Origin of the sequence: Streptomyces sp. GC420 (genome assembly GCF_009916105.1) — a bacterium.
Classification (GTDB): Bacteria; Actinomycetota; Actinomycetes; order Streptomycetales; family Streptomycetaceae; genus Streptomyces.
Window position 1 is genome coordinate 17,769 of sequence record NZ_JAAAXQ010000034.1, and the last position, 15,938, is coordinate 33,706.

The 15,938-nt window shown below is 73.2% G+C and carries 16 protein-coding genes; 10 read left to right on the top strand and 6 right to left on the bottom strand.

Translation table 11 applies throughout. From position 1 onward, the window contains the following. Nucleotides 1–62: 62 nt before the first annotated feature. The 3 genes from GUY61_RS07080 to GUY61_RS07090 all read left to right on the top strand — a co-directional run bounded on the left by GUY61_RS07080 (nt 63) and on the right by GUY61_RS07090 (nt 2,110). Nucleotides 63–380 carry a DUF4229 domain-containing protein gene (locus GUY61_RS07080; protein ID WP_398954557.1) on the top strand — a complete coding sequence of 106 codons (318 nt, stop codon included), beginning with the start codon at nt 63–65 and terminating at the stop codon, nt 378–380. A gap of 115 nt (nt 381–495) precedes the next feature. Beyond that, nucleotides 496–1,233, top strand: a complete 738-nt coding sequence (locus tag GUY61_RS07085; protein WP_166629200.1) for an SDR family oxidoreductase — start codon at nt 496–498, stop codon at nt 1,231–1,233. A 193-nt stretch (nt 1,234–1,426) separates the two neighbouring features. Next, on the top strand, nt 1,427–2,110 hold the full coding sequence (locus tag GUY61_RS07090) for a TetR/AcrR family transcriptional regulator (RefSeq protein ID WP_243766241.1): 684 nt from the start codon (nt 1,427–1,429) through the stop codon (nt 2,108–2,110). A 138-nt stretch (nt 2,111–2,248) separates the two neighbouring features. Here the strand turns inward: GUY61_RS07090 and GUY61_RS07095 are convergent, their stop codons facing one another. After that, a complete protein-coding gene (locus tag GUY61_RS07095; protein ID WP_003984261.1) occupies nt 2,249–2,452 on the bottom strand; it encodes a cold-shock protein in 204 nt (67 codons plus the stop codon). A gap of 276 nt (nt 2,453–2,728) precedes the next feature. Here GUY61_RS07095 and GUY61_RS07100 point away from each other — a divergent pair, with 276 nt between their 5' ends. From GUY61_RS07100 to GUY61_RS07125, 6 genes are all read left to right on the top strand, one after another. Then, on the top strand, nt 2,729–3,577 hold the full coding sequence (locus tag GUY61_RS07100; RefSeq protein ID WP_166629201.1) for a menaquinone biosynthetic enzyme MqnA/MqnD family protein: 849 nt from the start codon (nt 2,729–2,731) through the stop codon (nt 3,575–3,577). 152 nt (nt 3,578–3,729) lie between these two features. Continuing rightward, nucleotides 3,730–5,466, top strand: a complete 1,737-nt coding sequence (locus tag GUY61_RS07105) for a serine/threonine-protein kinase (RefSeq protein WP_166629202.1) — start codon at nt 3,730–3,732, stop codon at nt 5,464–5,466. 226 nt (nt 5,467–5,692) lie between these two features. Next, nucleotides 5,693–6,898: a cyclic dehypoxanthinyl futalosine synthase gene (gene mqnC, locus GUY61_RS07110; RefSeq protein ID WP_166629203.1), complete on the top strand. Its 1,206-nt coding sequence runs from the start codon at nt 5,693–5,695 to the stop codon at nt 6,896–6,898. 27 nt (nt 6,899–6,925) lie between these two features. Beyond that, a complete protein-coding gene (locus GUY61_RS07115) occupies nt 6,926–7,594 on the top strand; it encodes an imidazolonepropionase-like domain-containing protein (protein ID WP_166629204.1) in 669 nt (222 codons plus the stop codon). A gap of 56 nt (nt 7,595–7,650) precedes the next feature. Beyond that, the gene (locus GUY61_RS07120) at nt 7,651–8,355 is read left to right on the top strand and encodes a demethylmenaquinone methyltransferase (protein WP_166629205.1); all 705 of its coding nucleotides are present in this window, start codon (nt 7,651–7,653) and stop codon (nt 8,353–8,355) included. A gap of 52 nt (nt 8,356–8,407) precedes the next feature. Continuing rightward, the gene (locus tag GUY61_RS07125) at nt 8,408–9,331 is read left to right on the top strand and encodes a glutaminase (RefSeq protein WP_166629206.1); all 924 of its coding nucleotides are present in this window, start codon (nt 8,408–8,410) and stop codon (nt 9,329–9,331) included. 112 nt (nt 9,332–9,443) lie between these two features. On the opposite strand, the gene GUY61_RS07130 is transcribed toward GUY61_RS07125, so the two are convergent. Continuing rightward, the gene (locus GUY61_RS07130; protein WP_166629207.1) at nt 9,444–10,355 is read right to left on the bottom strand and encodes a LysR family transcriptional regulator; all 912 of its coding nucleotides are present in this window, start codon (nt 10,353–10,355) and stop codon (nt 9,444–9,446) included. Nucleotides 10,356–10,546: 191 nt separating this feature from the next. On the opposite strand from GUY61_RS07130, the gene GUY61_RS07135 reads away from it, so the two are divergent. Next, nucleotides 10,547–10,885 carry a nuclear transport factor 2 family protein gene (locus tag GUY61_RS07135; protein ID WP_243766243.1) on the top strand — a complete coding sequence of 113 codons (339 nt, stop codon included), beginning with the start codon at nt 10,547–10,549 and terminating at the stop codon, nt 10,883–10,885. A 109-nt stretch (nt 10,886–10,994) separates the two neighbouring features. Here GUY61_RS07135 and GUY61_RS07140 read toward each other — a convergent pair whose 3' ends face one another. From GUY61_RS07140 to GUY61_RS07160, 4 genes are all read right to left on the bottom strand, one after another. Then, the gene (locus tag GUY61_RS07140; RefSeq protein WP_166629209.1) at nt 10,995–11,894 is read right to left on the bottom strand and encodes a chitinase; all 900 of its coding nucleotides are present in this window, start codon (nt 11,892–11,894) and stop codon (nt 10,995–10,997) included. Between the two features lie 134 nt (nt 11,895–12,028). Then, nucleotides 12,029–13,441: a beta-ketoacyl-[acyl-carrier-protein] synthase family protein gene (locus tag GUY61_RS07150; RefSeq protein WP_279576768.1), complete on the bottom strand. Its 1,413-nt coding sequence runs from the start codon at nt 13,439–13,441 to the stop codon at nt 12,029–12,031. A gap of 10 nt (nt 13,442–13,451) precedes the next feature. After that, entirely contained in the window at nt 13,452–14,222 is a 771-nt protein-coding gene (locus GUY61_RS07155) for a thioesterase II family protein (protein ID WP_166629210.1), read from the bottom strand. Between the two features lie 152 nt (nt 14,223–14,374). Continuing rightward, nucleotides 14,375–15,938, bottom strand: a 1,564-nt coding sequence (locus GUY61_RS07160) for a condensation domain-containing protein (RefSeq protein ID WP_166629211.1), incomplete at its 5' end; no start/stop codon positions are given.

The following is a 15,938-nucleotide window of genomic DNA, read 5'->3' on the forward strand; positions in this document are numbered from 1 at the left end:
TCCAGTTTGCTCCGTGGTTCACTGGAACCGCTGTATCCGCCGGAGGAGAGAGAAGGCCCGCCGTGCCCCCCAAGCCGAGCGCCACGTTCCGTTACACCGCGATGCGCCTTGGCATCTTCGCCGCCTGCTTCCTCGTCGCCTGGCCGGCCGTGCACTTCGGCCTCGCGCCCGCGGGCATCGGCAAGTCCAACGTCTTCTGGATCGCTCTGCTGGCGCTGATCCTGTCCGCCCCGGTCAGCTTCGTGGTGCTGCGGGGCCAGCGGGACGCCATGTCCGAGCAGATCGTCCATCGCGTGGACCGGGCGAAGGCGAAGCTCGCCGCCAGCCGGTCGCAGGAGGACGACGCGGACGACGCCGCGCGGGCGCAGGGCGCTTCGTAGGCACGTCGCCGGCCCGCGCCGGCCGGCCGGGCACGTCGTTCACAGCCGGTACCTCCGCACGGCCCGTCCGGCCGGTGGCCGCCGTGCCGGGGGTCCGTGATCAGGAGAGCAGCGCGTGGCACGTCAGGTCACCGTCGTCACGGGCGGCAGCCGGGGGATCGGCGCCGCCACCTGTGTCCGGCTGGCCGCCGGGGGACACGATCTGGTCCTGGGGTACGTCAGCGACGAGGCGGCGGCGCGGACGACCGCCGCGGCCGTGCGGGCGGCGGGGGCGCGCTGCCTGACGGTACGGGCGGACACGTCCGACGAGAACGATGTGGAGCGGCTGTTCGACCTCGCCGCCGGTGAGCTGGGGCCGGTGACGGGACTGGTGAACAACGCCGGGGTGACCGGGCCGCTCGGGAGGCTCGCGCAGGCCCGGACGGAGGACCTGCGGCGGGTGATCGAGGTCAATCTGCTGGGCAGTCTGCTGTGCTGCCGACGGGCCGCGCGCGACATGGCCGGGCGCGGCGGCGCCATCGTCAACGTCTCCTCCGCCGCCGCCACGCTGGGCAGCCCCGGCGAGTACGTCCACTACGCCGCGACCAAGGCGGCCATCGACACGCTGACCGTCGGCCTCGCCAAGGAACTGGGCCCGGAGGGGATCCGGGTGAACGCGGTCGCCCCCGGTGTCATCAACACCGACATGCACGCCGCGATGGGGGACCCCGACCGTCCCGCGAAGGCGGCCGCGAGCATTCCGCTGGGGCGGCCGGGCGAACCCGCCGAGATCGCGGGCGCCGTCGCCTGGCTGCTCTCGCCCGACGCGTCGTACGCCACGGGCACGGTCATCCGTGTCTCCGGCGGCCGATGAACCGTCAAGTGCCTCTGTCCGTGCCTGAGATGAGGGTGATGAGGGCCGGAAAACGTGGTGAGAGGGCGGCACGCCCGTAGGCTTGCCAACGGTAAGGGCGCGGGGCGGAGGGACTTCTCGGGTGAACGTGAACGCGAACGCCGTGAGGCCTCACAAGGGCAAGCGGCTGCCGCGGGCCGTACGGGAACAGCAGATGCTGGACGCGGCGGTGCGCATTTTCGGACGGCGCGGGTACCGCGCGGCCTCCATGGACGAGATCGCCGAAGTGGCCGGTGTTTCCAAGCCGCTGGTCTATCTGTACCTGAATTCCAAGGAGGAGCTGTTCACGGCATGCATCCGCCGTGAGGCGCGGGCGCTGGTCGAGGCGGTACGCGGCGGAGTGACCCCGGACGCCGCGGCGGACCGGCAGCTGTGGGACGGGCTGCGGGCGTTCTTCACGCACACCTCCGAGCACCCGGACGGCTGGGCGGTCCTGCATAGCCAGGCCCGTACGCACGGTGAGCCCTTCGCCCGGGAAGTGACCGCGATGAGGGACGAACTGCTCGCGTTCGTGACCCATCTGATCGGTGCCGCCGCCCGGGAGGCTCAGTGCGATCCGCTGCCCGCCGAGAAGGAGGTCGCCGGTCTGGCTCACGCCCTCGTCGGGGCCGCGGAATCCCTTGCGGGCTGGGCCGGCGGAAATGCCGACGCCCGGGCCGATACCCGGGCCGATACCCGGGCCGATACCCGGGCCGATACCCGGGCCGATACCCGGGGCGAGGTCCAGGGCCAGGGGAAACAGACAGCCAGGGACACCGCGGCGCTGCTGATGAATTTCGCGTGGACAGGTCTGGAGAACCTGATGAACGGCCACCGCTGGGGTGTCCCGGCCCACTGAGGGCGGCGAAGCCGGCGGGAACACCGGGAACGGTTCGAACAGCGGCTGTCGGCGTGAGCGGGAAAGGCAGGAGCCCCGCGCCGGGCAGGCGAGGGGCTCCTTGGTGATGCAAGTCGTCGGATCAGACAACCGCCGGCATCAGACCGGGGTGACGTTCTCCGCCTGCGGACCCTTGGGGCCCTGCGTGACGTCGAAGTTCACCTGCTGGTTCTCCTCGAGGGAGCGGAAGCCGGAGGCGTTGATCGCGGAGTAGTGGACGAAGACGTCGGGGCCTCCGCCGTCCTGGGCGATAAAGCCGAAGCCCTTTTCAGCGTTGAACCACTTCACGGTTCCGGTAGCCATAAGCCCTCCTTGGGCCAAAGGGTTGCCCTGCTCCAGAACCTGCACATGCGAAGTCTGAAAACTACAAAAGCCCGCGGTGCAAAATGCTCCGCAGGCTCTGTACTGCAAGGGAAACCAAACTGCAACTTGCGGCGAGCCTAGCACGCACTATCCGCTCGAGGGTAGAGGTAGAGATCACGTCACCCGAACGTTTGATACCTGGCCGCAAAGGTGACATCCGGATGCGGCCGGGGACCCGCCGCGCCGTCACGCAGCGCACAGGTCTAGCCTCGCGATGTGGACATTTCGCGGCGCAGCCGGCCCCGGGTCGGTCACATCCAGTTCCTCAACTGTCTCCCGTTCTACTGGGGCCTCGCGAGAACCGGCACCCTCCTCGACCTCGACCTCCACAAGGACACGCCGGAGCGGCTCAGTGAGCAGCTGGTCACCGGCGAGCTGGACATCTCGCCGATCACTCTCGTGGAGTTCCTGAAGCACGCCGACGAACTGGTCGCCTTCCCCGACCTGGCGGTCGGCTGCGACGGCCCCGTGATGTCCTGCGTGATCGTGTCGCAGCTGCCGCTGGAGCGACTGCACGGGGCGCGGGTCGCGCTCGGCTCCACCTCGCGGACCTCCGTGCGGCTGGCTCAGCTGCTGCTGGCCGAGCGCCACGGCGTCGCTCCCGACTACTACACGTGTCCGCCGGACCTCGGCGTGATGATGCAGGAGGCCGAGGCGGCCGTGCTGATCGGGGACGCGGCGCTGCGCGCCTCGCTGCACGACGCGCCGCGGCTCGGGCTCCAGGTCCACGACCTGGGGCTGATGTGGAAGGAGTGGACCGGCCTGCCGTTCGTCTTCGCGGTGTGGGCGGCCCGGCGCGACTACCTGGAGCGGGAGCCGGTGATCGTGCGGCGGGCCCACGAGGCCTTCCTCGACTCCATGCAGCTGTCGCTGGAGGAGGTGGCCAAGGTCGCCGAGCAGGCGGCGCGCTGGGAGGCGTTCGACGCGGACCTGCTGGAGCGGTACTTCCGGACGCTGGACTTCCGCTTCGGTCCCGAGCAGCTCGCAGGGGTCGCCGAGTTCGCGCGCCGGGTCGGACCGACGACGGGCTTCCCGGCGGACGTCCGGGTCCGGCTGCTGGACTGAGGCGACGCTGCCGCGCCGGCGGTACCCGGGTGGACCGGCGGCGGTGCCCCGGGCGGACTGGGGAGGACTCGGGAGGATCCGTACGGGCGGCCCCGTCCGGGGCGGGGAACCGTACCCTTCTCGGGAAGAGGAGCTCGGGGGAGGACCTTGCCATGCAGCCGCTGGAAGCGGGCGAACCACAGAGCATGGGCCCGTACCGCCTGCTCGGCAGGCTCGGCGCCGGCGGCATGGGCCGGGTCTACCTGGGCCGCAGTGCCGGAGGCCGCACGGTTGCGGTCAAGGCCGTGCATCCGCACTTCGCGCTCGACGAGGAGTTCAGGGCACGCTTCCGCCGCGAGGTGGAGGCCGCACGGCGGGTCGGCGGCGCGTGGACCGCTCCCGTGCTCGACGCCGACCCGGACGCGCCCGTGCCGTGGGTGGCGACCGGCTACGTCGCGGGTCCCTCGCTTGCCCAGGCCGTCACCGCGCACGGCCCACTGCCGGACCACACCGTGAGAACGCTGGGCGCCGGCCTCGCCGAGGCGCTCGGCGCGGTGCACGCGCTGGGCCTCGTGCACCGTGACGTGAAGCCCTCCAACGTCCTGCTCACGGTCGACGGGCCCCGGCTGATCGACTTCGGCATCGCCCGCGCCATCGACGGCACCGCATCCCTCACCTCCTCCGGCGTGTCCATCGGGTCGCCCGGCTACATGGCTCCCGAGCAGATCCTCGGCGAGGACGTCGCGGGCGCCTCCGACGTGTTCTCGCTCGGCGCGGTGCTCGCCTACGCCGCCACCGGCGTGTCGCCGTTCCCCGGCGACAGCTCCGCCGCCCTCCTCTACAAGGTCGTGCACGAGGAGCCCCGGATGGAAGGGCTGGACGGCGAGCTGCGGGAACTGGTCGAGGCCTGCCTGGCGAAGCGGCCCGGGGCCAGGCCCGAGCCGGCCGCGGTCGCCGGGCGGCTCGCGCCGAAGGGCGCGGCCGCGCTGGTGGCGGGCGGCTGGCTGCCGGGCCCGCTGGTGGAGCAGCTGGGCAGGACCGCCGTACGGCTCCTCGATCTGGAGCCGCAGCCGCAGCCGCGGGGCGCGGGGGCGGAGCCGGCATCCGGGCCGATCCCGTTCACCACGCCGTCGGTCGGGGCACCGGCCGACGTGCCGGCCGGGGCGTCGACGGGGGCCGGTGGTGCGGCCGGCTCCGATGCCGCCCGGGGCGCCGCCGGCGCGGGCTCCTTCGGCCCGCCCGACCCCTCCTACGCCGGCCTCGGGGCCGGGGCCGCGGGGAGCGCCCATGCCGCGCCGGCCCCCGAGCAGCCGCCCGGCCGGATATCGGTGTCCCTCGCCGCGACCTCCGTGCCCGGCGAGCGGCGGGGCAGGAAGCTGAGCTGCACGGTGGCTCTCGCCGTCGCGGGGGCGCTGGCGGCCGTCACCGTGGGGGTGGGCGTGCTGACCGATGTGCTGCCCGGTGGCGGCGGGGACTCCGCGAGCGGTGCCAAGGACGGCGGGGGCGCGGCCGCCGGTCCCGAGAGCCGGCCCTCGCGGTCCCCGCGGCCGGGCAGGGTCCCCGAGGAGTTCCTCGGCACCTGGGAGGGCCCCGTGGAGGCCGGCGCCGCGGGGGTCACGCTGCCCGGCGGCACCCTCACCCTCGTCGTCGAACAGGGCCGCACCGGCGAACGGATGGGCACCGCCACCCAGGTCGACCTGCTCGGCGCCTCCACCTGCCGCGACGTGCTCTACCTGAAGTCCGTCACGGAAGAGGAGGTTGTCGCGGAGAGCCGCCCAGGCACCAAGGACGACCGCTGCACGCAGAACAGGTCGACGGTGCGGCTCACCCGGGTCGGCGCCGGACTCCGGTACGCGTCGCAGAACCCGGAGGGCGGAAAGCCCAAGGGGCTGCTGGAGAAACAGGACTGAGCCGCGGGCCTGCCGTCCGTCGTGTCACCGGCAGGTCTCCGGCGCGTGCCGCCACCACAGCCCCTGGCCCCTGGCCCCGACCCGAGCCCGAGTTCCGAGTCCCGAGCCCCGGACTTCCAGGGCTCCAGGGCCCCTGGGCGCCTCGCCGGGGCCGACCTCGGGTGCTGTCGCGCCTCTGGCGTAGGCTGGGCCGGTCCGTCCACACCCCGCAGAAAGGGACGTCCCGGTGACAGAGAAGGCCGACGCGCAGTCCGTGCAGTCCGTCCTCGACCGTGCCGCCGCGGGTGGGCGGATCACCCCCGAAGAGGCCCTGGACCTCTACCGGTTCGCACCGCTGCACGCGCTCGGCTCCGCCGCCGACGCCGTCCGCCGCCGCCGTTACGCGGGTGCGGAGCACATCGCGACGTACATCATCGAGCGCAACATCAACTACACCAACTCCTGCGTCACGGCGTGCAAGTTCTGCGCCTTCTTCGCGGCGCCGAAGAGCGACAAGGTGTGGGTCCGCGACCTCGACGACATCCTGCGCCGCTGCGAGGAGACCGTCGCCCTCGGCGGTACGCAGATCATGTTCCAGGGCGGCCACCACCCGGACTTCGGCGTGGAGTACTACGAGCAGCATTTCGCGGCGATCAAGGAGCGTTTCCCCGAGCTGGTGATCCACTCCCTCGGTGCCTCCGAGGTGGAGCACATGGCCCGGATCTCCGGCGTGACGGCGGAGGAGGCCATCCGCCGTATCCACGCGGCGGGGCTCGACTCCTTCGCGGGCGCCGGCGCCGAACTCCTGCCGGAGCGGCCGCGCAAGGCGATCGCCCCGCTCAAGGAGTCCGGCGAGCGCTGGCTGGAGATCATGGAGATCGCCCACGTCCTGGGCGTCGAATCGACCAGCACGATGCTGATGGGCACCGGCGAGACGAACGCCGAGCGCATCGAGCACCTGCGCATGATCCGTGACGTCCAGGACCGTACGGGCGGCTTCCGCGCCTTCATCCCGTACACCTACCAGCCGCAGAACAACGCCCTGAAGGGCCAGACGCAGGCCACCCTCTTCGAGTACCTGCGGATGATCGCGATCGCCCGGATCTTCCTCGACAACGTCGCCCACATCCAGGGCTCCTGGCTCACCACCGGCAAGGAGATCGGCCAGCTCTCGCTGCACTACGGCGCGGACGACCTGGGCTCGGTCATGCTGGAGGAGAACGTCGTCTCCTCGGCGGGAGCCAAGCACCGCTCGAACCGGCTGGAGCTGATCGACCTGATCCGCAAGGCCGGCCGCGTCCCCGCGCAGCGCTCCACGACGTACGAGCACCTGGTGGTGCACGACGACCCGGCGAACGACCCGGTCGACGACCACGTGGTCTCGCACCTGTCCTCGACGGCGATCGAGGGCGGTACGGCCCACCCCGAACTGAAGATCCTCGCGTCCAGCTGAGTCCTTCGTCCTCCGACCGAGACCCTCGTGACGACCCTCCACACCGCCGCGCTGCTCCTGCCCGGTGCGGGCCACGCGCCCGTCCCGGACGGAGCCGTCGCCGTCGACGGCGGCCGGATCGCCGCCGTCGGCGCCTTCGACGAGGTGGCCGCGGCCCGTCCCGGGGCGCGGGTGCGCCGCTGGCCGGGCATCCTGACCCCCGGTCTGGTGAACCCCTTCGGCTCCGAGCTGCTGGAGCACACCTACCATCCGGACCCGCGCGAGGCAGCCGGACTCGGCACCGAACCGATCACGGGCGAGGCGCTGGCGGCACTGCCCATGGACCCGGCCCGCTGGGGCGCGAGCGCCCGGCGCGGACTCCAGCGGATGCTGGCGCACGGCACGACCGCGGTCGCCGGTGCCTTCCGGCTGCGGCCGGTGTGCGAGGCAGTGGCCCGCTCCGGGCTCACCCAGGTGCAGAGGTTCACCCTCCCGGAGGGACCGCCTCAGGGACCGCCCTCGCTCGACCCCCTCAGGTTCCTCCCGCCCGCCGAGGCGTTCGTCGCGGAACCGCTGACGCAGCTGCAACGCGCCGCCACCTTCACGGTCTTCGACGTCCCCGTGGACGGCGACCCGTACGAGGCGCTCGCCGGGCACGGCGCGCGCACGTGCGTGGCGACGGTCCTCGACGGCCGGCTGCTGTACCGCCGCAGGTGAGCAGTGGGCCGGGGCCCTGTGCGGGGACGGTGCGGCGGAGGGTGAAGAATGGGCCTGTGACCCGCGCATCCCTGGACAAGCAGCCGCACGAAGTCGCCTCGATGTTCGACGGCGTGGCGGCGAACTACGACCTCACCAACGACGTCCTCTCCCTCGGCCAGGACCGGCGGTGGCGCAAGGAGGTCGCCAAGGCGGTGGACGCCCGGCCCGCCCAGAAGATCCTCGACCTGGCGGCCGGTACCGCGACCTCCTCGCTGCCCTTCGCGGCGACCGGCGCCTACGTCGTGCCGTGCGACTTCTCCATCGGCATGCTGCGCGAGGGCAAGAAGCGCCACCCCCACCTGCCGCTGACCGCCGGCGACGCGACGAGACTCCCCTTCCACGACGACGTCTTCGACGCCGTCACCATCTCCTTCGGACTGCGGAACGTACAGGACACGGACGCCGCGCTGCGCGAGATGCTGCGGGTGACGAAGCCCGGCGGGCGCGTCGTGATCTGCGAGTTCTCGCACCCCACCTGGGCGCCGTTCAGGACCGTCTACACCGAGTACCTCATGCGGGCCCTGCCGCCCGTCGCCCGCGCCGTCTCCAGCAACCCGGACGCGTACGTCTATCTCGCCGAGTCGATCCGGTCCTGGCCCGACCAGGCCGCGCTGGCGGCCGTGATGCAGAAGGCGGGCTGGGGACACGTCGCCTGGCGCAACCTGAGCGGCGGCATCGTCACGCTGCACCGCGGCACCAAGCCCGCCGGGCCGAAGTGAGCCGGCCCAAGTGAGCGGGTGGGACTGAGTTGGTGGGAGTGAGCCGGCCGCTGTGAGCCAGGACCAGGACTTCCGGCCGGTGCTGGAACAGATCGCGGAGGAGATCGGCACGCTGCCCGACCGGGGCCGGCCCGCCGACTACATTCCGGCGCTCGCCTGCGCCGATCCGGGACGCTTCGGCATGGCCGTCGCCGACCTCGACGGACACGTGTACGGGGTCGGCGACTGGCGCACGCCGTTCTCCGCGCAGTCCATCACCAAAGTGTTCACCCTCGCCCTCGTCCTGGCGAAGGAAGGGGAGGCGCTGTGGGACCGCGTCGGCCGCGAGCCGTCCGGAAACCCCTTCAACTCGCTGGTCCAGCTGGAGTACGAGAACGGCATCCCCCGCAATCCGTTCATCAACGCGGGCGCACTCGTCGTCACCGACCGGCTCCAGACCCTGGGCGGCGACGCGGCGGGCGAACTGCTCTCCTTCCTCCGCGCCGAGAGCGGCAATCCCGGCCTCGCCGTCAACACCGAGGTCGTCGCCTCCGAGTCCGCGCACGGCGACCGGAACGCGGCGCTGGCCCACTTCATGGCCTCGTACGGCAATGTCACCGGTCCGGTGCCGGTCCTGCTGGAACACTACTTCCGGCAGTGTTCCATCGAGGCGAGCTGCGAGGATCTGGCGCTCGCCGCCGGGTTCCTCGCCCGGCACGGCATACGGGCCGACGGCTCCCGACTGCTGTCGCGCAGTCAGGCCAAACAGGTGAACGCGGTGATGCTGACCTGCGGGACCTATGACGCGGCGGGCGACTTCGCGTACCGCGTCGGACTGCCGGGCAAGAGCGGGGTGGGCGGCGGCATCATCGCAGTCGTCCCCGGGCGCTGCACCCTGTGCGTGTGGTCCCCGGGACTGGACAGGCGCGGCAACTCGGTCGCCGGCGTCACCGCTCTCGACCGCTTCACGACACTGACCGGGCTGTCCGTCTTCTGACGGCGTCACGGAGGGCCGGCGGAGTGGCACGACCGCCGCAGCGCACGGCCGGCGGAGTGGCACGACCGCCGCAGCGGCAGGACCGCGCGACCGGTGGACCGGCGGACTCCCTTCAGCCGCGGACACCGGGCGGATCGGCCTGCCGCCCGAAAGTCTCCCGGGCGTGCGTCAGGAAAGCGCGGGCCGCAGGGCTGGACGGGCCTTCCGCGCGCCGGGCCAGGGCGAGCCGCGCGCGGGGCGCGGGGTGGGTGAGGGGCAGCGGGTGCAGTACGGAGCGGCGCGCCTCGGCGAGTGACGAGGGCAGGATGGCGACCCCCAGGCCCTGGGCGGCGAGCTGGACGAGGACGTGCGGGTCGCCGGCCTCGAAGGCGATCCGGGGACGGATGCCGGCGGTGGCGCACGCCGCGTCGAACGCGGTGCGCAGCCCGGTGCCGTGCGGCAGGCTGATCAGGGGCTCGTCGGCGAGCGCGGCGAGCCGCAGCGAGCGGCGGGCGGCGAACGGATGACCGGGCGACACGGCGGCCATCAGGGGCTGCTCGGTGAGGACCTGGGCGGCGATGCCGGGCGGCGGCCCGGTCGCGAGTCCGACGACTGCCGCGTCCATGCGCCCCGCCCGCAGGGCTTCGAGAAGTGCGGCGGAGTCCGACTCGGTGAGCGTGATCTCCACCTCGGGGTGGGCGCGGTGGAAGCCGGCGAGGAGTTCCGGCACGCCCAGGGAGGCGCGGGTGGCGATCATGCCCAGGGTCACATGTCCCCTGGTGAGCCCGGTCAGTTCGTCCACCGCGTGCCGCGCGCCCGCGACCGCCGCCAGCGCGGCCCGTGCGTAGGGCAGGACGGCCTCGCCCGCCTCGGTGAGCCGGACCGTGCGGGCCGAGCGGTCGAACAGCGGCTGGCCCAGCTCCCGTTCGAGCTGCCGGACCTGCGCGCTGACGCCCGGCTGGGCCACGTGGAGGCGGGCGGCGGCGCGGGTGAAGCCGGCCTCTTCCGCGACGGCCACGAAGTATTCGAGCTGGCGCAGTTCCATAACTGTGGATTCTAGTGAGCAGCAGATCCAGATCTTGGACTTATGGCGCTGCGGCGACGGAGCATGGGAGGGCAGGCACCACCGGACAGTGGGAGAGGGACATGAGCGTCGTACGGGAACCAGGACCGGAACAGGGCCAGGGCCAGGGCCAGGGGCCGGAGGGTGCACGGAGGCCTGATCGCGAGCGGGCCATGACTCCCGAGGACGTCTCGCGCCTGATCGTGGAGCGCGTCAACGCCGGTGACGCGGACGGCATCGCCGAACTGTACGAAGCCGACGCCGTCATGGCGTATCCGCAAGGCACGCTCACCGTCGGCCGGGAGGCCGTCCGCGAGGTGTACGCCGGCATGCTCGGGTCGGGAGCGCGCTTCAGGCGGGAGGAACCGCTGCCGACCCTCCGCAACGGCGACCTGGCGATGACCTCCACCCGTGCCCTCGACGGAACGGGCGGCCGGGTGCAGGTCGTACGCCGCCAGGCGGACGGCAGCTGGCTGCGGATCATCGACCGGCCGGAGATGCCCGCGGGGTGACCGGGCGTCCCGGCGCCGCCACTTCCCGGGGTCCGGGAACCCAGGCCCGCTCAGGGACCGCGGGGCCGTCGGACCGGGAGCCGGGTCGCGCGGCCTCCGGCCCCGCCGCTCAGCCCGCCAGCGCCCGTGCGAACGCCCCGGCCTCCTGCTCGACACCGCTGCAGCTGTCGTCGACCGTGGCCTTGGCGCCGCCCTCGCACTCCCGGTCGCGGAAGGAGGCCCAGACCGACAGCCAGCCGATGCCCTTCTCCTCCGCGAAATCCCGTAGCAGGGCCGCGTCTTCGAGGGTGAAGGTCTCCTCCTCGATGTCGTTGACGCCGAGCATCGAGGTCACCGCGAGCCCCTTCCACGCGGCGGCGTCCGTCAGGCCGAGGACGTCCATCAGCTGGTCGTGGGCGGCGGTCGCGGACTCCTTTGCATAGTCGCCCATGTCGCCGTCGTAGGAGGAGCCGTAGTTCATCGCCATGATGTTGACGTGCGACAGCTGCACATCGTGGTTGTTCGCCGCCTCGATGACCGCGAGGCCGTCCTCGTCGAGGCCGTCCGGCATCACCGGCAGGGTGTACGAGACCTCGAGGTGCCGTTCTCGCTGGAGCGAGGCGACGGCCTCCGCCCGGAGCGCGACGGACGCGGAGTCGGTCAGCGCGTCGCCCTTGATGTCGAGGTCCGCCTTGCTGGCCCCGGTCGCGTCGAGGACCTCCGCGTACGCCTCGGCGAGCTCCTCGGCGCTGTCGCAGGCGAGCGCGAGTTCCGTGCCGGCCGCGCCGCCGAAGGAAACGCGGATGTCGCCCCCCGCGTGAGTGAGTTCGCGGATACGTGAGGCGACCGCCCCGCTGCCGACGGCGGTGGTGCCACCCCACAGGGGAGTGCATTCCTGGCCGTCGGCGACGACGAACGCCAGGTTGTACGTGTCCGGGTCACCCGCAGTGTCGGTGTCGGCAGCGGTGGTGGCACTGACGTACGGGGCGTACGCGACGCCCGCCGAGACCGACGCCGAGGCACTGGGCACCTACATCGAACAGATGCGGGACGAGGGCGCTTCGTCCTCCTGCTGCTGCGCTTCCGGCCGGACTTCGGCGGCCTGGCACGCTTCAGGGCCCTCGACCGGCTGGTGACGGTCTTCAACGCGCGAGCCGTGACGATCTACCTCTGGCACGAGGTCGCGCTGATGGCGAGCGTCCCCCTGATCGACCTGATGTGGCAGGTCCCGGCCTTCGAGCGGGATCTGCCCCTGGAGAGCCTCTGGTTCCAGTACGGCGTCACCTGGCTCCTGGTCGCCTGCGCCGTCTGTCTCGTCGGCTGGGTCGAGGACGTCGCGGCCGGACGGCGCCCGAAACTGCCGCCGCCGAAGCCGCTGCCGACGCTGAGCACGGTGTCCGTGCGCTGCTCGCGCGCGGTGAGCGGGGTGTAGTCGAGGTCGCAGGCCGGGTCGGCCTCGTGCAGGTTCGCCGTCGGCGGCACGGTGTCGTGCGCGATGGCCAGGGCGCTGGCGGCCACTTCCAGCGAGCCGATCGCGCCGAGCGAGTGGCCGATCATGGACTTGATGGAGCTGACGGGCACCCGGTAGGCGTGGTCGCCGAGGCTGCGCTTGAACGCGGCGGTCTCGTGCCGGTCGTTCTGCTTGGTTCCGGAGCCGTGGGCGTTGATGTAGTCGACGGCGGTGGCGTCCAGGCGGGCCTCGTCGAGCGCCGCGCGGATCGCCTCGGCCATCTCCGCGCCGTCGGACCTCAGGCCGGTCATGTGGTACGCGTTGCTGCGGCCGGCGAACCCGGCGATCTCGGCGTAGACGCGGGCGCCGCGCCGGCGGGCGTGCTCGAACTCCTCCAGGACCAGGACGGCCGAGCCCTCGCCGAGCACGAAGCCGTTGCGGGAGCGGTCGAAGGGGCGGGAGGCGGTCTCCGGCTCGTCGTTGCGGGGGCTGGTGGCCTTGATGGCGTCGAAGCAGGCCACGGTGATCGGGGAGATCGGCGCCTCGGTCGCGCCGGTCACCATCACGTCGGCGCTGCCCTCGCGGATCAGGTCGACGGCGTGGCCGACGGAGTCCAGGCCCGAGGTGCAGCCGGTGGAGATCAGCGAGACCGGGCCCTGGGCACCCACCGCGCGGGCCACCTCGGCGGCCATGGAGCTGGGCACGAAGTAGTCGAAGAGGTGGGCGACGGCGCGGGTGTGGTCGACCTCCCAGGCGCTGCCGTTCTCGCTGACCACGCCGTACACGTTGTCGAGGCCGGTGGTGCATCCGACGGCGCTGCCGAGGGTGACGCCGGTGCGCACCGGGTCGAGCGCACCGGTCAGGCCGCTGTCCTCGACGGCCTCCCGGGCGCTGACGAGGGCGAACTGGGCGGCGCGGTCGAGGCGGGCGACCTCGGCGGGATCGAATCCGTGTGCGGTGGGGTCGAAGTCCGCCTCGGCGGCGATGCGCGAGCGGAACGAGGACGCGTCGAACAGGGTGATGCCGCGTGTGGCGGTGCGGCCCGCGGTCAGTGTGTCCCAGAACGCCCGGGTGCCCACGCCGCCCGGGGCCACGACCCCGATGCCGGTGATGACGACCCGTCTCATCGGTTGTCCCTCACTGTTGTCCTCCAGGTATGAGCCCAGGTATGAGCTGAGTACGCCGCACCACACGGCAGGCACGCCCGATCAGCCGGGGTGCGTGCGGGCCGCGGACGAAGAAGTGGTCGCCGGGGACGGTGCGCCGGACCAGCCTGCCGGTGGTCCAGCGCGCCCAGCCGTCCAGTGCGACCGCGCCGACGACGGGGTCGGCCTGTCCGCCGACGGCCAGGACGGGTACCGGGAACGGGCCGTGCGCCGCGTCGGCGAGGGCTGCGGCGCGCAGCGCGGCGGCCAGCCTGAGGTCGTCCCGCAGCACGGGCAGCACGGAGCGGTGCCAGACGCTGCCGGGGTCGGCGAGCACGCCGCCGGGCGCAGCGCCGAGGTCGGCCACGAAGCGCAGCAGCCGGTCGTCGGTGGTGTCGTCGTGGCGCAGCGGCACAGCGTGCGGTGCCGGGCTGGCGCCGACGGCGAGGAGGGCAGGGGCGGGCAGTTGCCGGTCCATGAGCGCGCGGGCGAGGGTGTAGGCGACGATGCCGCCCAGGCTGTGCCCGTACAGCGCGTAGGGGCGGCCGTCGGCGACCTCGTCGGCCAGCGGGCCGAGGAGCGCGCCGAGCAGTTCGGCGCGCGAGGTCGCCCGGGGTTCGCGGCGCCGGGCGTTGCGTCCGGGCAGCAGCACCGGCACGGTGGCCACCCCGGGGCCGGTCCCGGTGCGCCAGTGCGCGAATCCGGACACGCCCGCGCCGGCGTGCGCGAAGCAGTACAGCGTGACCGGCGAGCCGTCCCGCATGGTGTGTCGCACCTCCTCGGCCGCCGTGGGTGGGAACGCCTTGGCTGCGCACGAGCCTCGCCGACGTGCCTGGAGCACGACTCGAATCGGCCACGGGCGCCCGGCCTCTGCGTGTCCGCCGGGCCGGCGGACACGCTCCGGGTCCGTCCCGGTCAGGAGGCGTCCGCGGCGGCACCGGCCGGGTCGGGGGCCTCGGCCATCCGCGCGGGCGCCTCGTCGGCGATCGCGGCCAGCACGTCGGTGACGGTGGCGAGACCGCCCGCGAGGCCGGGCAGTTCGCGCAGCAGCCGCGCGCACTGCGCGACCAGCCGCTCGGCGTCGTCGTCGGCGATCCGGGTCCTGTCGTGGACGGCGGCCAGGACGAGGCCGCCGTCCACGTCGTGGTGGACGAGCAGGGTGACGGGGAACGCGGTCAGCGAGCCCGCCGCGTCCGGCGGTTCGACGCCGATGCCCTGTGCGGCCAGCGCCGATTCCAGGCCGTGGGAGGTGTGCGGGCGGTTCTCGAAGGCGATGAGGCTCTCGGCGAGTTCCTCGTCGGCACGCCGGCCGCTCCACTCGTGGATCTGCCGGGTGCAGACCCATTCGTAGGCGGCCATGTCCATTGCCCGGTCGCGCAGTTCGGTCAGCAGCCGGGTGACGGCGGCCGACGGGTCGACCCGGACGGTCATGGGCAGTGAGTTCTCCAGCAGGCCCGGCAGCCGCTCGACGGCGTCCAGGGCGATGCCGCGGCCGGAGACGGTGACGCCGAAGCCGACCGGGGCGGGGCCGGTGGCGCCGCCCGCCCGGTAGAGCACAAGCGCCCACACGGCCTGCAGCGCGCTGGACTCGGTGGTGGCGCAGGACCCCGCCCAGGCGCGCAGCCGGTGGGCGTCCGCGGCTTCGATCCGGACCTCGGCGCGGCCCGAACCGCTCCGGCCGGTGGCCGGGCCGGGGACGGCGGGCCGTACCAGGAGGGTGGCGTCCGGGACCGCCGAGGACCAGAACTCCCGGGCGGGTGCGGTGTCCTGCTCCCCCAGCCAGCGCGCGTAGTCCCGGATGTCGGGCCGGCGCTCGCCGCCCGCCAGGAAGCCTCCGGCGAGGTAGGCGCGGTAGAACTCCCGGAGCAGGACGGAGACGCTCCAGCCGTCCAGCAGGGCGTGATGGAAGGTCAGCAGGATCCGCACGGCGGGGGGCGCGCCGCCCGTGTCCCCGCCGGCCTGCCGGATCCCGCCGGCCTGCCGGGCCCCGTCTGCCGCCTCGTCCAGGAGCGTCACCCGCAGCAGGGCCGGGGAGCGCAGGTCGAAGCCGCGCTGCCGGTCCCGCTCCATCAGCTCGTCCCAGCCGACGGAGCCGGCCGGGTGCCGGACGACCTCGGCGGACACGTCGTCGTGGAGCACCAGGCGGGGCTCGGCCTCCCAGTCGAAGGCGGCCCGCAGGACGGTCTCGCGGTCGAACACGGACTGCCAGGCGGCGGTGAACCGGTCGGTGTCCAGGGGGCCGTGCCAGCGCCAGAAGAGCTGCTCCACGTAGCGGCCGGTGCCGTGGTGGGCGAGGGCGTCGAGGAGCAGGCCGTGCTGCTGGGGGGTGACCGGGACGGTCCGCGGTCCGTGGGCGCCGGCGGATCCGGCCGCCGGGTCGGACGGGGCGGCGGTGCCCGGCCGCGGCGCGGGGCCCGGCTCGGGGGCGCCCGCGCCGGGCGGGACGCCGGGGCCGGCGGCGAGCGGCACGGTGCGGGGC

Bases quoted from the DNA above. Each gene is read 5' to 3' on its own strand.
- GUY61_RS07155 (WP_166629210.1), bottom strand. From the start codon at position 14,222: ATGCGGGACGGCTCGCCGGTCACGCTGTACTGCTTCGCGCACGCCGGC.
- GUY61_RS07090 (WP_243766241.1), top strand. From the start codon at position 1,427: ATGCTGGACGCGGCGGTGCGCATTTTCGGACGGCGCGGGTACCGCGCG.
- GUY61_RS07095 (WP_003984261.1), bottom strand. From the start codon at position 2,452: ATGGCTACCGGAACCGTGAAGTGGTTCAACGCTGAAAAGGGCTTCGGC.
- GUY61_RS07105 (WP_166629202.1), top strand. From the start codon at position 3,730: ATGCAGCCGCTGGAAGCGGGCGAACCACAGAGCATGGGCCCGTACCGC.
- GUY61_RS07130 (WP_166629207.1), bottom strand. From the start codon at position 10,355: ATGGAACTGCGCCAGCTCGAATACTTCGTGGCCGTCGCGGAAGAGGCC.
- GUY61_RS07135 (WP_243766243.1), top strand. From the start codon at position 10,547: ATGACTCCCGAGGACGTCTCGCGCCTGATCGTGGAGCGCGTCAACGCC.
- GUY61_RS07150 (WP_279576768.1), bottom strand. From the start codon at position 13,441: ATGAGACGGGTCGTCATCACCGGCATCGGGGTCGTGGCCCCGGGCGGC.